The sequence below is a fragment of the Microbulbifer elongatus genome (genome assembly GCF_021165935.1).
Lineage (GTDB): Bacteria > Pseudomonadota > Gammaproteobacteria > Pseudomonadales > Cellvibrionaceae > Microbulbifer > Microbulbifer elongatus.
Map to the genome: position 1 here is coordinate 2,674,252 of NZ_CP088953.1, position 18,986 is coordinate 2,693,237.

An 18,986-nucleotide genomic window follows, 5' to 3' on the forward strand; every position below is an offset into this window, starting at 1 on the left:
GAAGTCGAGAGTCGGTGATACGGTGTAATTGCATGCCTGTCCCCAGCAATTTGATCCTGCGACTAGAAGAATCAATAGTAGAGTGCGCTTAACGGTCACGGGGACGCCTCACAGTATTCGGGTGACCGTTGAAGGCGTACGAACGCGGGTTCCGGTGTGGCACTGGGGTGAATGATATAGTGACAAACGAGCGTTTTCTCGTGCACCTCGATGCGGGCCCCCAAAGAAATATCGTCCAGATAAATTTCGCCACCGTAGCCTACCGGTAAACTATATTGTTCACCCGCCTGGTAGAGTGTGGCGCGGCTACCGGCTTCCAATTTCCGACCAGATTGATTCATGAGTGCGACAATGGCGGGCTGTAGCTGCGCAACTGGAAATACGACAAGCTGACCCGCATGATCGGCAGGGATTGCGAATTTTTCCAGCTCGGTGATTCGTACATTTGCGGCCAGTTGGTCGGGGTCAATACCGATCTTGTTACGCTGCCAGCCACGTAAATCCGGAATGAGCAGGTAGCCTTTGTCATCGGTGTGGCCGTAGATGCGGTTTTCGTTCAGAACGGGAATATTCTCCATGCCGGTGTAGACCAGTGCGAATGCATCGTGGATTCGTCGGCTTGCGATAAGCCGTTTTTCCATAATGGCGATACTGCCGCCCGCTTCAAAGAAATAGCCGCGGGCACCGCGATCCCAGTCGATCCCGCCGCGTGCCTCAATATAGCGGCCACGGGTTTCCACTGCAGCCTGGCCATATCCGCCGTCGGAATCGCCTCCTTGAAGCCACCAGCCCCATCCCCCGTCATAGGGAGCGGTTCGTCGCAGTTGCGCCTGCGGCTCAGTGGAGCCACCACTGCGACGCTGGGCGCCGACCGCGAGGTAGGCCAGATCCTCCAGTGGAATACTGAATGTCAGATTGCCGCCGGAACCGGTGTTGTCATCCTGAAAAAGCGCGGCGGAGATTGATAGGCGCCGGCCAATGTTTTGTGTCCAGCTGACACTGTGGGTACTGTTAAATTCCTGTGGTAGCAATTGGTCGCGGTGGTCTCTTCGACGCAGGTAACTGTAGGCGAGGTTACCACGGCCTACCTGCAGCCAGGATGTGACGCGGTCCTGAGCGTTGAGCCAGTGCTCCGTCAGGGTTCGGTCGGTATCCAGATCAGCCAGGTCGTAATACCCGCGAGAGCGGCGCACAGATTGCACATCGATTCCGAATGTGGGGCCTATCCATTGATATCCGAGGCTGTATTGGAAGCCGGATCTAGGGGAACTGTGGCGGGGGTGGGTGTCACTATAGGCAACGGAGGCCGAGACCAGCCCCCAGCGTGTATCGGGGGACCATACGCCGCCAATCCCCGTGAGTGAAAGATCCCGAGAGAGCTCGGTATGGGCCTCAAATGTAAAGGCGTCGGAAATGCCGTGTAGCCAACTCGCACCTGCGACTGCATAGTTGCCGTAATCATCCCAGCCGCCCTCGAAATCTGTGCGCAGTACTCCCACCTCAAAACTGAAATCACTGAGCCCAGGAGCGAGACGCCGGTGATCGACATAAAGGGGGGCGCTGGTTTCCGATGTTCGACCCAACGCATCGGTAACTAGCAATGTTGCGATCCCAGCGCCGCCGATTCTGGGTAGCGTGTTTAGAACAAATGGTCCGCTGTCTACGGCTTCGTCGTATTGCAGAATGTTGTTGACGTAGAGTTCAACCGTTGAGGGGAGTGCCGCACTGCCATCGAATTGCGGTATCGGTAATGTGATCAAGTCTGGACGTACGTCAAAATTGCGTCGCCACTGAATGCCGGCCATACGCACGGGACGTGACCAACGATGGCTACCACTAATAAAGTCGCCGACACTCCAGGTCCACATTCGTATCGGGTCACTGTAGGTCCAGTAGCTGTCTAAGCGGCGATACCCAACGGCTTCTTCACCGCTGCGAGTAACCCCGGCAATCTGAAAGCTTCCAAGGTGACCAAACCAGTTTAAAGTTGTGCCAAGAGAAGCCGAACTATGTTCCTGCCAGTGTCGGCTGTAAATATCGTATCCGATGAGTATCCCGTGATCTCTGCGTACTTCAACCGGCGGCGGTGGTTGGTAGCCAAGGTGCTGACTGTGACGGAGCCTCGCGGGTGCGTGGAGAATCAAGGATTGAGTCGGGACATCGTAGCGATAGGACAGACCGGCCAGAGAGTCCAGTGGTATCCATTGGGATGCGCTCTCCTCTGGCGTCGTGATTCCAATTGCGAGAAGATCTTCGGCTAAGACAAAGAGCCTGTTCTCGCGAAGTTGCACATGTACGATCAACCCCGTGCTGAGTTCGTCATAAAAAGCTTCCAGATAAAGGTCCTGGGCGGGACTTGCAATTGTTGGAAGGCTGTCGGCGGCGAGCTGGTGATGGTTGAGTGTAGGTATTGCTTGCGCTTTGACAGCGAGACTACTGCCAATCAAGTAGAAAAACGTGCGAATTAAGCAGGTACCCAGCTTGTTATTGCAGCGGGATGGTACTGGGTTGGCCATTTAGCAGTGTTTCCAGTCGCATTGGGTGCGTGGAATCCGCAACAGGTAGATGACTATCCTCTGGAAGCGTCCAAATCCTACGACTACCCGGCAAAACGTAGCCAAGTAGCCCTGCACTGAGTGGCAACTCCCAACCGAAACTATCAATTAATTGGGTGGCGCCCAGCTGGGCGGCACGACCACCAGAATTGACGCACTCCAGTGCCTTTAAGCTTCCGTCGATTCTGCAGGAAAGCTTGGCAGGGCGGGCGTCAGTGGCACGCACAAACAGCGGTAGAACATATCGCATTCGGACGCTAACTTTCGTATTGTTGTCATTGATCGGCGCTGGTAATTCATCCACTACCAGCCGGAAGTTATGATCCTTCTCTATAGCCGGTGGCCCTAGCCTAACGATACGTACAATCTGCTCTGCACCGGGTGCGAGCTGAACAATGGGTGGGCTTGCAACAACCGCATCACTGGGCGTCAGTTGATCTTCGCCATCGACCTGTTGCCAGTGAAATATCCGCACCTGTGCAGAAAGCTGCGCATCGCCGGTATTTGAGAGCCGTAAGCGTGAGGCTTTAGCACCAGCGCCGATTTGAACCATTATTGGGCCCGCCTGAAGCTGACCTTTGGCGAGTGCCGATATGCTAAACAGCACTGAGATGAGTACCGCAATCCACCGATTAAAATGTCGCTGAACCCACATCTCAGAAGGTTGCTGTTGCCGTGATCGTGGAATCGTAGGTACCTGCGGGCTTGGGGTTTTGCCCGGGACCCGTCAATCCATAGACGTCAAACGAATCGGCGCCGCCGGTACTGGTGAAATCGATGGTAAATGTTCCAGTGCTTCCGTCGCCCAGAATTTCCGTATTCGCTGCGTCGCGATAAAGGTTGAAATCGATGGTGTTGGTACCGTCGTCCATTTGCCGAACGGCAAATGTACTCGTTCCGCCGGTGCCTGCACTGAAGGCCACGCTCACCGGTGCTATGCCGGAGCAGGTCACGGAGCCGGTAGTAGACCCAGAAATCGAAGGTGTCAGATCATTGACTGTGCCGAAGCTCAGATCGTTTACCGAAATGGTACAGTCGTTCTCAATGGTAATCGAAACTTCGAAAGTGGTTGTATCGGTCGCAGAAAAAACCGGTGTGGAAAGCAGTAAGGCAAAAAACGAAACAGTTTTCTTTTTATTCACAATAACCTCAGCTGTTTTGAATGCTGCTGGAAAATTTTTATGCAGCATAAAATCTAGCCTAACTATGCGAGCCTATATAGCTTGTCGTAAAAGGTTGGCGGTTAACTTAACCTGAGTTGATGTTCAAGACGTCACCTTTGTGATTCATCTATGGCTCTATCTGATACATGCGTATCACTTTGGTCGCAGAAATTATCGCCGAACGAGAGTTGGGTTATTCTGATTGAGCGATCTACAATTATCTGCCACATATAGGTAACTGCGTTACGGCTTTAAGGTGACGCCAGCCACGGGCCATACCAATCCACACCGTAACGCTGTGAGCAGTATTAACAACGACGTTTTCATAGTAAGGAAAACGCCAATAGGGTGATCGGGCACACCCGCAATCATCAAGTAAATCAAATAGAGTGTTGCAAGTAGGTTGCCGACCAGGGTGGCGGTGAGCGCATAGCTATGCGTCTGCCAGAGAGGTCTACTGAACAGCATGTTCAACACGGCAGCGCCGGCTAGTATCGTTCCGGGCAGCAATCGCAGCAGACGGCGGGGAAGGGCGGTATCTTCACCAAATTGCGACAAGATGCCCATGGCCATTGGCATCTTCGCAGCAACCATGGGGATGTGGTTGCCGCGGATGTGATACAGATAGCGGCGACTATGTCTTGCAACGCCGTACCGGACTAGTCTGCCCCCTGATAGCGCATAATCACTATATCCCGCCCCTGTTTCTGGTAGGTATGGAACCGGTCGACAATGGCCGATGGCAAGCCTGCCTCTTCGACCACGACATAGCCCAGTGACTGGTAAAATGGAATCAGGTGCTGATAGGGAAAGGTAAAGGTACTGGTGTCGCAGGCTTCCGTCATCCGGGTCAACAGTAGGCGTGCAATACCTTTGCCGCGCCAAGCGTCCGCCACCGCGACACCGGCAAGCAGCTGGCTGCCCGTCAGTTTGCGCAGGGATCCGCAGGCGACAATCTGGTTTCCCGGCCCCCGGATGACCATACAGGGGTCATGCCGCCGGGCTTTGCCGCGCAATTTATGGCTGCGGTAGAATTTGTTGGCGAGGGGGATCTCTGCGCCGGAGAGCCACTGAGCAGTATAATTATTAGTCGATTTTTCCGAGTCCATTTTGCCCTATGCCGCGCGAAACCTGCTCAACCTGCAAGCGCCCGCTCAAAGTCTGCTACTGCGATACTTTGGTAGCCATACCCAGTCGTATCCGGGTATTGATCATACAACACCCATTGGAAGAGCGGCACCCGTTCAATACCGGACGCATGGCGCACCTGTGTTTGACCAATAGTGAGCTGGTTGTGGCGGAGCACTTGTCGGATGTCCGGCTGGCGCAATTGTTACAACCACGGTCTGCACTGCTTTATCCGTCACTGGATTGGTTACCAGACGTAGCCGAAGTGTTACCGGGTTCGCCGGAAAGCGATGCACTGGAGCAATTGGTCGTGATCGATGCGACCTGGCGAAAGTCCAAGAAGATGTTGCATCTACATCCGATGTTGCAGTACCTGCCTAGGGTGAGCTTTGAAGGGGAGCTGCACTCCGGCTACCGGATTCGCCATTCCTCGATGGAAAACAGCCTGTCGTCCATAGAAAGTATCGCGCTGGCAATGGACGCCTTAGAGCCGGCAGGGAGCTTCCGCCAGTTATACCGCCCGTTCGAACGCATGGTGTCTCTCCAGCTCGAACTTACCGACACTAAAAGTAGCGGCGAATTTCCATCTGCAGATAGTCGTCGCGGTCGAAACTGAACTCGGGCGATGTGGCGTTAATGGATGAGAACATTCGTGCTTCCACTGCGAGTTGCCAGTAATTGTTCAGGCGACGCTCGGCCTCAATTGATATAAACCGATTGCCATTGTCGAGGTCTGTGGCGATCAGGGCGAGCACTTCTGTGGCGTTGAAGTCATTCAGGGAAAGTCTCACTCCAGCCGCTAAATCATTCTGACTTAAGCGCTGACGTAAACCTGTACGATCATCGAACTGATACTCGCTAATAATGCCTAGATCCACGTTGCTCGACCCTAGTCCGTAGAGAGTATATTCAACCCCTCCAACAAACGCCGTATTGCGACCGTGGTCCAATTCATAAACCGAAATTGCTTCGAGCTTCAATAACGTGGCATCCAGCGTTGCCTGAACTTCAACGCCTGTCTGTTCGATCTGCTGGTAGCGCGGCCGTACCGCGGGGGTTGGGGCGGTACTCTCCGGTATCAGAAGGGGCGTACGGCTGGTGCCGGAAAAGTGGCTGATGGCGAGGTCCCATATGTCGAAATAGTTCGACCATCGCACCGCCCAGTCAAGGTGGCGCTCTTCGGCTCCGGATTGATACTCAGGTTCCGAGATGACAGAAACGGGCATACGCAACCTGGCGCTTTCGGACGGGAACTCTCTGGTTCGAAAGTAGGGCAGGAGGTACCCCTGCAGCGAGCCCCAATTGTCCGTCCAGCTCAATTGCACCATGGGTTGTCCGAGTTTTTCTTCCCCGTCCATGTCTTCGACAAAATCATCCTGATTGATGATGTCGACAAGATGAAGCGATTCCGTTACGCCCCAGAATACCTTCTGTACTCCCACAGAGACACTGCCGGATTCAAGCGTGGTCAGCCAGTAGGCTTCTCGTAGATCGAAATGGGATCGCTGACTGTCGGCGCTATCTGTCCGCCCAAACGCACGTAACTGTATCTGGTGGCGGGTGGAGATCGGATGATTCTTCTCAATCTCACCGGATAGAGAGACGGCATGCTCTGACTGTTCGTCAAATCGTGGGGAATAGGGGAAATAGCGCGCCTGTGCGGCAATGTGCCCGTCGGTACTTGCGAGGGCGCAATTGCATGAGAGTAACAGCATTACCGCAATTAGTAGTCCACATCGGCGAGCACTCTGAGACAAAGTCCGTGGGTTCGCGTGTCCCTGCATATCAAATTTCCCCATACAACCTGGGCTCCGTATCCTGAAGCCCTCAGGGCGCCGCGGTGGAGACCGTTTCAGAAGTTGCTTTGTTCAGTCGGATAGCACCGCTGATATAGAGGGAACCGAGGGCGATGCACAGTAATGAAGACCAGAGCAGGAAAGCAGGCCGTGCCTGCAGCTCGGCGAAATAAGCCGACTCCGCTATAAACAGCAGCGGAACCCCGAGCAAGCCTCTGGCAAGGAGTATTGCGCCGATTGTGGAGAGTGCGAAACGCGTCAATGGTAGCCGCCGGATGATCCCGGCGGCTCCGAGCGCATAGCATGACCAGACGAAAAGAACGGAAGCAATGAACAGGGTGACCAGTGCCGGGTAGGTGGATCCACTCTCAGCCATTCGGGCCATTTCTTCGCCGGCACCCCAGAAACGATACCAGTCCGCTCCGCCGACGATAATGCAAATATGAAGAATTGATCCCACCAGAGTAACGATACCGGCAGCGAGAAGCGTGTTGCGTTGACTGATCATAAAAAGTCCTGGAATCTACAAAACATCGGGTCGATATGATACTCGGATTATTTCTGGTGCTTCATGCCGCTGCGGTGAAAAGTCGCAGGGTCGAAATCTACTCCGAACGTCAACTGATTGGTGGCGAGTACGGTTTTGTTTTTGTTCTGTACGTTGATCATGGTTTTGGTATTCGCGCGCCAGTAACGGTCCTGGTATAGCGCATAGTCTGACAACTCCAGTGTTTTCAGCAGGCTGCCTTTGCGGTCATAGTACTCCACCTTGCTCTGACGCAAGTGCTCCACATCCATCCAGACTTTCAGCTTGGTATATCCGGAATTCTCATATTTGGGAATATACTCGATGACGTGGTTCGCCTTCCCGTGAAGGTCTTCCATTCCAGAGTAGCGATAGTCGTACTTTTCGATTTCGAAGGATCCCACATCTTCGTATGCAAACTCACTACCCAGGAAAGGTCCGGACTTGTTTCGTGACGAAATGCGCTTAATACGTCCCAGTGCCGGCATATAGATCCACTGCTGATCGGGTTCCAGGACGCGGGATATGTTCAGGAAAACAGTTCCCTTGACGTCATGGGGGGTATCGAAAATTGTCAGACTTTTGTCACCATCGTCCGCTACCTCGAGCATCATGGTACGCAGTTCACGACTAACGCTATTACCGCGCTTATCGAACAGGGTCATGGTCATCTTTGCCGATGCGTCAACCCATCCGCTGTCCCGCTGCTTGCTTTCAGTGACGATCGCCACTGCTTTGTCGTCATTCGGTGCTGTCGCCCAGGTCGGGCTTAGCACTAGCGCTGCCAGTAACAAACTGGCGAATGTCATATTCCATTTCATGGTAAACCTCACTTTGAATCAATGTGAATGGACGTTAGGCCGATTGAGGCTGGGCTTGCGCGGGCACCGTTGAGGCGTCGGGCTTCTTGCGAAATGTCAGGACAAGTAATGCGGGAAGCAGTACAAGGTCGAGGACCAGAGCGATCAGGATGCACACCGCCGTCAACAGGCCCATTTCGGAGTTCACTTTGAAGTGTGACAGAGCCAGTATTCCGAAGCCGCCCGCCAGGATCAGGCTGGTACTGACAATGGCGCGACCTACGTGGCGAATACTCATGGACACTGCCTGATTGATATCAGTGCCCGCGCGCTGGTGGCGCAAACATCGATAAAGAAAGTGGATAGTGTCATCGACGACGATACCGAGACTCATGGCCGCCACTACGGAGACCGCCAGCCCCACCTCACCGACCGCGAGTCCCCAGAGACCAAAGGCCATGAGTGCGGGGGCTAGATTCGGTAACAGACTGATCATGCCGTACTTGAGTGAGCGCATCATCAACAGCATCAGCATCGATATCCCGATCAGTGCGAGTGCCGTTCCGGTGAGCATTGATTGGATGTTTCTCAGGCTGATATGCGCAAACATCAGGGTTGGGCTACCGGCCAGTACAGAGACCCCCTCATGTTGGTCCCACCAGTTTTTTGCACGTTTCTCAAATGCAAGAACCTGCTGCGTGGGTATGGTTGACAGGGTTGCGGAGACTCGCAGGGACGATTTGTCCAGGCTCATCTGGTTCTTCAGATCCAACCCGTAGGGTAGGGACATCTCGTACAGAAAGATGTACTGTGCGATTTCCTGTTCGGTGTCTGGCAGGCGCGCGTGCAGCGGGTCATCACCATGCAGGTTTTTGTTCAGGCGCTTTACTGTACTGACAAGAGAGCTTACGTGGGTTACTTCCGGCTGCACATTCAGCCAGTCCACGAAATCTTCCACTTTCTTCAGGTAGCTGGGGTCATAGACCCCGTTTTCCGATTCAGAGTCGATGGCGTAGTCGATAAAATAGAGGCCGGTGAGCCTCCTTTCAATTTCGTCACTGTCCGCGCGAAACTGGATGCTATTGTCAAAGTAATGCAGAAATGTGTCGTCGATCCGGTTCTTCGGCAGCTGTGCGATAAGGGCGACGACAACACACAGGCCGACCGCTGCAATTACGAGAGGCCTTGCCGTCACTGTTGCTGCCAGACGGTTCAACAGCCTGTCCGCACTGCGCAGAGTGATTCCTTGCCCGGTGACAGGCGGCAGGAACCAGAGAAGTGCGGGAAGCACGGTCAGGGAGAGTACCCCCGCGAAAACAATACCCAGCGCGGTAATGTTGCCGAGGTCCCGGAAAGGTGGGGAATCACTGAAGTTCATCCCCACAAAGCCAATAGCAGATGTAACCGAAGTCAGTAGGATCGGCATCCAGTTGTTGCTGTACGCATAGCGGATTGCCTTCCACTTGATTCGGGTAGTCTGTAGCTTGTACTGATAGGAAGAGATAAAGTGTATGCAGTCCGCAATCGCGATCGTTAGTATCATCAACGGTGCGGAGGCAGAAGGTGGCGTAAGCTGTATACCGATCCAGCCTGCGGTGCCCAAGGCCATCAGGACAGCCCCGAGGATGATACTGGTCGTTGCCAGAACCGCGGCCACAGAGCGAAACAGTGCATACAGGATAACCAGCATCAACAGCAGTGCCCCCGTGATCAGAGTTTCCCCATCCCGCATGGAAACCTCTGCGAATGCATAGTCCATCGGCACCACACCACTGACACGGATTGCCAGATCCGGGTGATCGGATTCGATGCTGGAGATCATCTTTCTTACAGCTTCCATCACTTCTTTAGGCTGACCCGGTGTTCGCTCGTCGGGAAAGCTGATAGTGATGTACAGCGCCGTATGGGCACTGTCGCTGGAGAGAAGGCGCCCCACAAGTTCCGTCTGTGCAAGGGCATCCTGATTGGCCTCTTTCAGAAATCTTGATGAAAGAGGCTGATCGGAAGGAACCAGATCGCGTACCGTGAGGTCATCGGCCTCGGCTTCACTAAATTGAAAGTTGGTGATGGAGTCTACTCGCGTGGAGTAGGGTATCTGCCATGAGGTTTCAGTCAGTGCATGGATTGCGGAGATGGTCGATGGGGTGAACACCTGACCATCTTCAGGTGACACCATGATCATGACGGTATCACTCTTCACAAACCGGTCCTGAATGGTGTCAAACGCCCTGAGTTCGGGATTCCCATCATCGTAGAAAGCGTGATAGTCGGTATTGAAGCTCAGGTTGGGTATACCCGCTGTCAGTCCAATTGCAATGAGCGCCAGTACGGCGAGCAACATATAGCGGTATTTCTTGATTGCACTGTCCATGTTTTACGCTTTCTGATGATGAGTTTGTAAGTAATCGGAGAGTTGCCAGGTTTATGCGGGCTCTGTTTTCGCCTGATCAATCACCTCCATGCTGGTGGCTGAAACTTTAAGCGTACCGCGTGCACAGATTTTGCCTTTCTGTACCGCCTGGACTCTGAATTCCCGAAATGCTTCACTGTCGCTCACCATTTTTACCCGTAGCTCCAGTAGCGCACCGGGAAATACCGCTTTTGGAAACTTGATGTCGGAGTGCAACAGAACATATACCTTTGCTGGAGACGCTTCTTGAGCTGCCGTGGAATATCTTGATTCCAGCGCGAGAAACGCGGCACATGACTGCGCCAATGCTTCGGTTACGAGCACACCCGGCATGATCGGAAAGCCGGGAAAGTGCCCCTTGAACCAGTAGTCGTCATCGCTTACCGAACGCTGCGCGTGTAGAGCCTCGCCCGGCAAATACTCGATGACTTCATCGATCAGCAAAAACGGGTCGCGATGCGGTATAAGATCGCACACATCGATGTTTTCAATCATTTGCATGTCCTACTGCTTCTGAAAAACCACAAGGCTGTGTTGTCCGTCATCATCACACGCCAGGATGCCAATGGTCGAAGGCGCTGTTACCGGCTCCCCATACAGGAACGGTCCTGCCTCTTCTGGAACCTGCAGGTTCTGCGACAATAGTTCATTCGCCCACCCGGCGAAGAGAAACGAGTTGGCACATTCGCCCGCCTGGCCGAGCCATGCCTCACCATCGATCACATACTGCGCACTGTTGCTCGCGTACATCGCCGCCGCTAATGCTTTACTGGCGCCGTAGAATCCGGATGAAGCCGTAATCACGAGGCAATCAAGGCCATTAGGGAGGTTCTGTCCGTTAACCGCCTGATTGATTGCTGCCACCGCGTTATTTACGTCTGGCGTCGGATTGGTGAAAAGGGTTGGAATATGGATGCGCACCAGGTCACTTTCCTGACAGCGACGGACCACGAAACCACATGCCACCTCTCTTGGCGTTGGGGTGAGCGTTTGATGATAAGGCGAGTACACCTCCACTGCACCTACGATGCCCCTGTTGATGGACTCGTTCTCAATGCTCAGAAAAGCGAGATCCAGCGTATGTGCAAGACCGGATTGACCGGAGGAGACAGTACAATTGGGACCCTGAATTCCTGCGAAACGCGCAAAATGACTGGCGACCACGTTTGACAGGGTGTTTGGGGCGTGCAGGGGGCTCACGTAATCCGGTCCGTGATTCCGCGCACACATATCAAATGCGAAATCATCCTCCAGATTAATGTTTTCGCCGGCGAAGAAAATGCCAATGGCACCCGGATCCGTCTCCAGTGCAATTTTTGCCTCTGTGTCGGCTAGAAGCCTGTGGGCGGTAGAGCTGAATAATTTTGTGGCTGCACTCAGGTGGCGACTTTTCCCAATGCTTTTGTCCGCATCGTAGTTGGAAAAGGTGCCCGTCAGCGCCTGTGATTTGATGGCGTCATAGTATGAGTCAGCGGCAATGGACTCTGGAAATTTAACGGTAATTTGTTCTATGGCAAACGTCATGGTGGCACCTTATTCGTAGCGGCTCATTACAATGGAAGCGACATTGCCACCGAAGGCAAATGCATTGCTCAGTACATGATCGACTTTCGCTTCCCGGGCGTGATTAGGAATAATATCGAGCGGGTAGGGGAACGCAGGATCCAGGGTTTCCGTATTTGCCGTGGGTGGCAATGCCTGCTCCTTTAGTGCCAGAACGCAGGCAACCGCTTCGAATCCGCTTGCGGCTCCCATACAATGACCAATCAGAGATTTGATTGAACTTACCGGAACTTCGCGCAAGGTGTCGCCGAAGACACGATGAAGTGCAATTGCTTCCGATTCATCGTTCGCACGGGTTCCGGTACCATGTGCACTAATATAGTCAATATCCGCTTTTTCGATATCGGCCATTTTCAGCGCCTGCTCCATCGCCCGTACTGCACCGTTCCCTTCTGGATGTGGTGCGGTAGCGTGGTAGGCATCACAGGTAAGGGCGTACCCGGTGACTTCTGCGTAGATTTTCGCATTGCGCGCCTTGGCATGTTGCAGCTCTTCCAGTACCAAAAACGCAGCGCCTTCACCCACGACCATTCCATCGCGGTGCTCGTCGAAAGGACGACAGGGCCCTTTGGTGGATGCATTGAGGCGATGGAAAATGGTGTAGCAGGTACGACTGAATGGGTCCGCACCACCAGCCAGGATAACGTCATTGCGGCCACTGCGAATCCGATCAAAGCCCACCCCAACAGAGTAGTTTCCAGCCGCGCAGGCGTTCACTAATGTTGCGGATCCGCCGTACATTGCCAGTCGTTTTGCGGTCTCAGCACTCAGCTTCGCGGGACTGAAGTTTTGAATATCGGCTTTGGAGACAATGGCCGGATCCTGATCCTCTTGCAGGTCGTGCCGGTCAATCGCGCGCTCCACAAGATCCTGGTTGCCCATAGTAGTACCAACGAGAACCCCGTAATTGTTCGGTCTATTCGGGTCAATGTTGAGACCTGCATCCGTAAGGGCCATGCTCCCCGCAGCCACGCTATATCCCACTGCCTGCCCATAGGTAGTCAGGCTCTGGTCTTTGCTTTGCGGCAACTGATCCCAGTCTTTCACTTCGGCTGCCAGAGGGCGAGGGTATTTATCCGCGTCCAGTTTCGACAGCGTGTCTATCCCACTCTGGCTATCCATCAATCCTCCCCAGAATGACTGAATCTGACTGCCGAGAGGTGATACCACCCCGATACCCGTAACTACTACTCTTCGCATTGTACTCTCCTTGTGGCGCAGTTGATTTCGCGCGGGTAAGTTGTGCTAGGCGCTCAAGCCGCCATCAATAACCAGTGTCTGTCCGGTGATATAATCCGCGTGATCTGACAACAGGAACAGTGTGGCTTTGGCCACTTCACTCACTTCGCCTACGCGTCTTGCGGGAATCAGTTTGGTGAGTTTCTTCATGGCCTGCTCATTCATCTGCTCGACCATGTCCGTTCGGATAAATCCCGGGGCGATACAGTTGACCTGTACACCAAAGCGCGCCATCTCGTGGCTCAGTGTTTTGGTCAGGCCTACCAGCCCCGCTTTGGAGGCAGAATAGTTTGCCTGTCCTGCGCTCGCCTGGAGGCCACTCACCGAGGAAATGAACAGCACTTTGGCACGATCCTGGTGAATCATCTGCTTCAGAGCGGCCTGGGTCATATAGGCGCTGCCTGACAGATTGGTGCCAATCACGCTATCCCAGTTTTCCGCAGGCATCGTCATAAATGCCTGATCGGCGGTGATGCCGGCATTGTTGACCAGCGCGTAGAGATTACCCTCCTGTGCTAACACATCTTCTACAAGGGCCTGGCATTGCGCCGCGTCAGATACATCTGCCTGTACGCCGCGACAGTGGCGACCTGCTTCGACATTACTGCCCTCAATATCACGTGCCAATGCCTCATTGCTCCGGTAGGTGAATATAACTTTTGCGCCACTTTGGCAGAGAGCGTCCACGATTCCTTTGCCAATCCCTCTTGTACCACCTGTGACGATGACCGTTTTATCTTTTAATGAGCTGTACATTGTTTTCTCACATTAATGCTTTTAAGTCAGAATGTTTTCCGGATGAATTTAAAGGCAGGCGCAGGATCAGATCGACCATCCGCTCCATACTGCTTCGATGAAGCTTTCTTGGCACAAATGGCGCGCTGACGCTATGCCACTGCTGGTGTAGCTGCTCGACGATCCCCTCCCTACAGTCAGCCGCTTGAATTTCCTGGATGCAACGCTGAGTGTGAACCAGACAATTCTGAATAAGGTTTTCATCACCCTCGGGTGAGAGAATTCCGTGATGCGCCGTCACTATCTCGCGGACCGGCAACTTACACAGCGCCCGGAGCGATTCCAGATAGGCTTCCGCATCGTCAAATATCAGCGGGCGCCAACATCTGGTTACAGGGTCGAGCTCGCCCAGGCAGTCACCAGTGAAGAGTCGCTGTCTTCTGGCATCGTAAAAGCAAGTGTGATCCGGCGAGTGCCCGGGTGTTGCCACAGCAGTAACCGTCAGATGGTTGCCAGCTACAAATGACGCACCGGGATCAATTGCTTTTACAGGAAGCTTATCCAGGCGCTGGCACGATCTCCCAATTTCCGGAGTGCCCAGGGTCGCATTCAATCGGTCAATGACATCTCGAGTTGACGCACTCTGCCAACTTTCGATGGTTGCCCGGCTAGCGACAATTTCGACATTCGGCATAAGTGGCGCGACATAGCAAAGCATCCCGCAATGGTCATAGTGCTTATGGGATATAAACCAGTAGCGAATTGCCTTGAGATCTATTCCACGTGCTTGCAGCTGCTCGATGAACAGATCACAGTCACGACTGATGCCTCCCTCAAATAAAGCGAACTCTCTGTCGTTGATTGGTGCAACGTAAACCGGAACATTGGCTGATCCCAGAACCAGCAGCTGCTCACATTCGTGGTCGTCGCGGAGTGGGATCTGCATGTTCAAGGCACTCGATACACCAGGCTTCCCCAGGTGGCGCCCGACCCATAGGCAAGACAGAGCACCGTCTGGCCAGATGAAAGGCGGTTCATGTTCAAAGCGAGAGTCGCCGGTAGGGACGCCGAGGCCATGTTGCCGAGCTTGTGTACTGTTACCAGGAATTTCTCTTTTGGGATGCGAAGTTCCTCGCGAACACAGTCGAGTATCCGGAGATTAGGCTGATGACATATCACGTAGTCGATGTCATCCAGTGTCAAATCATTGTGTTCGAGGGTTTCCTTTGCCAGCCGAATCAGGGTTCCGCTCGCGTGTTCGAACATTGGGCGTCCGTTCATGACGAACTCGGTTTCTCCTGCCTCGAATTGCTCTGGGGTCAGGAATCGCATACCTGCGGATCCTGGGGCCTTCGTCATCAGCAGGTCGAAATAATTGCCGTCTGCGCCCAGCTGGCAATCCAGCATTCCCGATGCTGAATCGTCTGTTTTGCGAACAACCGCCGCTGCCGCACCATCTCCAAGAAGAATGGCAAGATTTCTTCCCCGATCGGAGCAGTCCATGCGCTTGGACAATACTTCACCGCAAATAATCAGGATGTTCTCGTACTTTTCATTGTTGAGGAGTGCATCAGCCAGCTCGAGGCCGTAAACGAAACCACTGCACTGGGCGCGCAGATCCATGGCCGGCACACAGTCCAGTCCCAGCTTCCGCTGGATCAAGCAGGCCTGAGATGGGTCGTGGTGGTCTGGCGACAGTGTGTTGACCAGCAGAAAGTCGATCTCCGACGGGCCGATTCCAGCATTTTCCATTGCCTGTATTGCGGCGGGAATCATTAAGTCGCTACATGCTTGACCGCTTGCCGCGTGATGTCGATAAATGACACCAGTGCGTTCGATAATGAACTCCTCTGACGTATTCATCATATTGACGAGGTCCGCATTCGACACGCACCGATCGGGTATTGTGCAACCCATTCCCGCTATCTCTAAAGCCATGAGATTTTCCGCTGCCTCAATTATTTGAAAATATTGTCCATTTTACTGGCGAGATAGATATTGCCCTTCACCAGCAGTTTACGGGTCAATATCGCTGTCATTCCTTTCAATTCGTTATTTACAAGCCGCAGATAGGAGTGCTCGTCAGTCTCAAAAGTGACATCCGGGTTTTCTTTGCGGCCATCAAGAATGGAGAAAGCACCATTGTTGACATGGATACAGAACTCTTTGCCATTTTCGCCGTTGATAATCCATTGATACTTTGCATCCACGCCTTTGCTTGCGTCGGGTTGGAAGCGCGCATCCATAGAGTGGATGACTTCTTCGATCGAATTTAGCCGTTGAGACATCAGTGTTGACCCTTTGCTAATGCTTTATTGATAACGCGCTCGAAACCTTGCATCACCCAGATATCGTGGTAGTCCGGATGGTAGATACCAGACTTCACAAAGTAGTGAATAGAGGGCATGACGAGTTGATCATTTAACTGCTGTCGGTGCTCAGAACAGAGAATGACATCGAGCAGGCGTTCGTGGTCCTGGAAAGCCGGGTCCTGAAATCCGATCTTCTCAAAGCAGTCGATATTGGTGATACCTTGATCAACCAGCTGGCGAAGATAGACCGCGGTTAACTCCTGAGCTTGCTGTTTGAAGGTGGGGTCACTGTCGATCAGGTTCTGAATCATCTGTTGACCCCACTTGATGTGCCGCATCTCTTCTTTCCAGTGGGCCTGTACTACGGCCTTTGCCATGGGGTGCACATAATCGGCATCAACGTCAAGCCGCTGGTATTCATCAGCAATCCATTCGATGACCATGGTCAGGAAAACCGCCATCAGGGGGTATTGGCCAGTACCGGCGTTATCGTCGTAAAAGGTTCTGAGAAAGTCCGGCATCGGGTATATATCGCTGCCGTAATACCGAATGGCTTTCTTGAAAACGAGGGTGTGGACCAGCTCTTCCTTGATGAAGTGCTTCATATAGTCTCTTACCAGCGGAAGATCATCGAAGGCTCCGTTGTTGAGTTCCTTCATGTAGTACTCGACAACAAGGGATTCCAGGTGCACAAAGGCAGACCACCAGGTGATCATCTCTTCTTGAGACAGTTTCTGGATCTCCTCCGGTGTGGCTTTGTCCCAGAACTCTGTGCCATAAATGGAAATGCGCTCCTTTTTCTTCAGATAGGGCGGCTCCAGAACTTCCAGGTTCCATGGATGATCGTGAAGGGTGCTCATGGACTTTTTTTCTGAGGACAGAATGAGCCGCTCAGTGACTTTGTTGATGCGGTCAATATTGGATTGGTCTACGGTAGCCTGCTGAGACATGACGTTATGCTCCTTCTGCAACTTGCTGGCGATTTCGGATGGTGGCTGCGGTGAACCCCAGGCACATGGCGGGTTCATAACCGGCACCATTTATCCAGGTGCCAACGAATTGAAGTCCCTGAAATGGTGGTTTTTGCAGGAATCGAACGTTTCTCTTCGGGATTGGCTTGTACCCGAACGACGATCCCCCGTATGAGTTGGTAAACTTCTTACTGGTTCTGGGTGTCGATACATCGAAGTACCGGATGTGCTTTTTGATATCCGGAAAATGTGACGCAAATCGGTCGATAAGAAGCTGGGCAATGGCGATTTTTCTTCGTTTATAGGACTGTCGGTCCAGCTCGAACCAGTCCGACTGATGATCTAACACCTCCAGTTGAATGACATTTCCGTATGTGCTGTCCAGAACCGAGTAATTCGATACCGAAAGTGGCCAGTGCTGGTATCTCTCATCTGATGCAGAGAGACCGTCGGCACAGTCCAGATATTGCGTCGATGCGAACAGGTAGTCATCTTTCGTGATACCAATCTCGCTTGGTGCTCGGTCAAGCCCCAGATACACGATGAACGCACCCAGCCCAAACTCCAGAGATTCGAGCTTCCCGGTGAAGCTGTCTAGCGCCGGGCTCGGAGGCGTAAGGTTGGGTATCTGGTGGGGGCAGCCGGTAAACACCGTATGCTCCGCGGTAATATCGTACCGTCTGGATAGGCAGCCTGTGACAGTGTCACCGTCTGTTTTGAGCGAACTCACTTCTTCACGTACGATCAGTTCGCCGCCTCGGCGTACAAACTCGTCAGCAAGCGTGTCAGAAAGTGCCTGTGATGAGCCTCTCACATACCGCTTCTCGGTGAAAAAGAAGGTGTAGGCAAAGTGCAGGAAGTAGAGCGCATCTACTTCATAAGCCTCAACCCCGAGGTTGATGGCGATCGCGCAGAAAAGGGTGATCAGCTCACGGTTTCGAAACAGTGTGCAGAGATAGTCATAGGTAGTGATGCGGCTCAATTGCCTTCCGCGTACAATCTCTTCAAAGCTGAGCTCGTATTCCCCCAATGCCAGCCGTGCAATCATATAGTTTTGATAGCCACAACCCTTGATATCCGCGATGAATCGGTGAATTGACTCCCTTTCGTCAGGGAATTCACGCAGTAATTGCGCAACGAACTCATCCGGTTTCGCCGAGATCCGAAGATTGCGCTTCCCGATGAAGATGTTCGTCAGGTGTTCATAGGTCTCGAACTCGACCAGATTGAGTAATCCTGCGCGACCCAATGCATTTTCCAGGTTTCCGCTCTCGCCGAATCCAGTGATCTTATGTAGGCTGCAGTCGAAAATGTACTCGCCCTTGCGCGCAAAGTTGGTGGCGTAGCCACCAACTTTGGTGTGTTTATCGATGACGACAACGCGCTTTCCGGCGGCAGCGGCTACGTTTCCGTAGACCAAGCCGGTAAGTCCTGCACCAACGACAAGCTCGTCAGCAAATATTTTCGCTCGTTCCTTCATTGAATGAATCTCAATCAAGCCGTCGCGGTTTCTTTTTCTTCAATCAGTTCATTGATCAAGTCGGCAATGGCCTGGATGGTTACCATTTCCTCGTAGCGAGAAGGTGGCACCTTCACCTTGTATTTTTTCTCCAGCCCAACCGTGATCTCCAGGCCGGCAAGAGAGTCGAGACCTACTTCTTCCAGGTTGTCCTGAAGCCCGATTTCCATATCCTCAAGTTCGCCGGCTTCGATTGCGAGGCTTCGAATTGTCTCGATAAGATTATCCATAATGTCACCTGTTGTGAGAAAGTTTGGGGAGGTCCCCGG

At 53.0% G+C, this 18,986-nt stretch carries 20 protein-coding genes; 1 reads left to right on the plus strand and 19 read right to left on the minus strand.

Going from position 1 to position 18,986, the window contains the following annotated elements; genetic code table 11:
• Positions 1-95: 95 nt before the first annotated feature.
• The 5 genes from LRR79_RS10920 to LRR79_RS10940 all read right to left on the minus strand — a co-directional run bounded on the left by LRR79_RS10920 (position 96) and on the right by LRR79_RS10940 (position 4,827).
• On the minus strand, positions 96-2,516 hold the full coding sequence (locus LRR79_RS10920; RefSeq protein ID WP_231757238.1) for a fimbria/pilus outer membrane usher protein: 2,421 nt from the start codon (positions 2,514-2,516) through the stop codon (positions 96-98).
• Positions 2,485-3,210, minus strand: coding sequence for a fimbrial biogenesis chaperone (locus LRR79_RS10925; protein ID WP_231757239.1), 726 nt, complete (start codon positions 3,208-3,210; stop codon positions 2,485-2,487). The genes LRR79_RS10920 and LRR79_RS10925 overlap by 32 nt, the downstream gene beginning before the upstream one ends.
• A 1-nt stretch (position 3,211) precedes the next feature.
• Positions 3,212-3,745, minus strand: coding sequence for a Csu type fimbrial protein (locus LRR79_RS10930; protein ID WP_231757240.1), 534 nt, complete (start codon positions 3,743-3,745; stop codon positions 3,212-3,214).
• Between the two features lie 216 nt (positions 3,746-3,961).
• Complete coding sequence (locus tag LRR79_RS10935; protein ID WP_231757241.1) at positions 3,962-4,291, minus strand: hypothetical protein; 330 nt, start codon at positions 4,289-4,291, stop codon at positions 3,962-3,964.
• Positions 4,292-4,377: 86 nt separating this feature from the next.
• Positions 4,378-4,827, minus strand: coding sequence for a GNAT family N-acetyltransferase (locus LRR79_RS10940; RefSeq protein WP_231757242.1), 450 nt, complete (start codon positions 4,825-4,827; stop codon positions 4,378-4,380).
• 8 nt (positions 4,828-4,835) lie between these two features.
• Between LRR79_RS10940 and LRR79_RS10945 the strand changes: the two genes are divergently transcribed.
• Entirely contained in the window at positions 4,836-5,462 is a 627-nt protein-coding gene (locus LRR79_RS10945; protein WP_231757243.1) for a tRNA-uridine aminocarboxypropyltransferase, read from the plus strand.
• Here the strand turns inward: LRR79_RS10945 and LRR79_RS10950 are convergent.
• From LRR79_RS10950 to LRR79_RS11015, 14 genes are all read right to left on the minus strand, one after another.
• Positions 5,410-6,561: a hypothetical protein gene (locus LRR79_RS10950; protein WP_231757244.1), complete on the minus strand. Its 1,152-nt coding sequence runs from the start codon at positions 6,559-6,561 to the stop codon at positions 5,410-5,412. The genes LRR79_RS10945 and LRR79_RS10950 overlap by 53 nt on opposite strands.
• Before the next feature lie 112 nt (positions 6,562-6,673).
• Entirely contained in the window at positions 6,674-7,150 is a 477-nt protein-coding gene (locus tag LRR79_RS10955) for a hypothetical protein (RefSeq protein WP_231757245.1), read from the minus strand.
• Between the two features lie 47 nt (positions 7,151-7,197).
• The gene (locus LRR79_RS10960; protein WP_231757246.1) at positions 7,198-7,977 is read right to left on the minus strand and encodes an outer membrane lipoprotein-sorting protein; all 780 of its coding nucleotides are present in this window, start codon (positions 7,975-7,977) and stop codon (positions 7,198-7,200) included.
• 46 nt (positions 7,978-8,023) lie between these two features.
• Positions 8,024-10,339, minus strand: coding sequence for an efflux RND transporter permease subunit (locus tag LRR79_RS10965; RefSeq protein WP_231757247.1), 2,316 nt, complete (start codon positions 10,337-10,339; stop codon positions 8,024-8,026).
• A 51-nt stretch (positions 10,340-10,390) separates the two neighbouring features.
• Positions 10,391-10,873, minus strand: coding sequence for a 3-hydroxyacyl-ACP dehydratase FabZ family protein (locus LRR79_RS10970; protein WP_231757248.1), 483 nt, complete (start codon positions 10,871-10,873; stop codon positions 10,391-10,393).
• Between the two features lie 9 nt (positions 10,874-10,882).
• Entirely contained in the window at positions 10,883-11,902 is a 1,020-nt protein-coding gene (locus LRR79_RS10975; protein WP_231757249.1) for a beta-ketoacyl synthase N-terminal-like domain-containing protein, read from the minus strand.
• 9 nt (positions 11,903-11,911) lie between these two features.
• Positions 11,912-13,141, minus strand: coding sequence for a beta-ketoacyl-[acyl-carrier-protein] synthase family protein (locus tag LRR79_RS10980; protein WP_231757250.1), 1,230 nt, complete (start codon positions 13,139-13,141; stop codon positions 11,912-11,914).
• 45 nt (positions 13,142-13,186) lie between these two features.
• On the minus strand, positions 13,187-13,936 hold the full coding sequence (fabG, locus tag LRR79_RS10985) for a 3-oxoacyl-ACP reductase FabG (protein ID WP_231757251.1): 750 nt from the start codon (positions 13,934-13,936) through the stop codon (positions 13,187-13,189).
• Between the two features lie 7 nt (positions 13,937-13,943).
• Entirely contained in the window at positions 13,944-14,861 is a 918-nt protein-coding gene (locus LRR79_RS10990) for an MBL fold metallo-hydrolase (protein ID WP_231760018.1), read from the minus strand.
• A 2-nt stretch (positions 14,862-14,863) separates the two neighbouring features.
• Entirely contained in the window at positions 14,864-15,853 is a 990-nt protein-coding gene (locus LRR79_RS10995; RefSeq protein WP_231757252.1) for a beta-ketoacyl-ACP synthase 3, read from the minus strand.
• A gap of 20 nt (positions 15,854-15,873) precedes the next feature.
• A complete protein-coding gene (locus LRR79_RS11000; protein ID WP_231757253.1) occupies positions 15,874-16,203 on the minus strand; it encodes an SCP2 sterol-binding domain-containing protein in 330 nt (109 codons plus the stop codon).
• Positions 16,203-17,177: a diiron oxygenase gene (locus tag LRR79_RS11005; protein ID WP_231757254.1), complete on the minus strand. Its 975-nt coding sequence runs from the start codon at positions 17,175-17,177 to the stop codon at positions 16,203-16,205. The genes LRR79_RS11000 and LRR79_RS11005 overlap by 1 nt, the downstream gene beginning before the upstream one ends.
• Positions 17,178-17,181: 4 nt before the next feature.
• A complete protein-coding gene (locus LRR79_RS11010) occupies positions 17,182-18,696 on the minus strand; it encodes a phytoene desaturase family protein (protein ID WP_231757255.1) in 1,515 nt (504 codons plus the stop codon).
• Entirely contained in the window at positions 18,693-18,947 is a 255-nt protein-coding gene (locus tag LRR79_RS11015; RefSeq protein ID WP_231757256.1) for an acyl carrier protein, read from the minus strand. Before LRR79_RS11015 ends, LRR79_RS11010 begins: the two co-directional genes overlap by 4 nt.
• Positions 18,948-18,986: the final 39 nt, after the last annotated feature.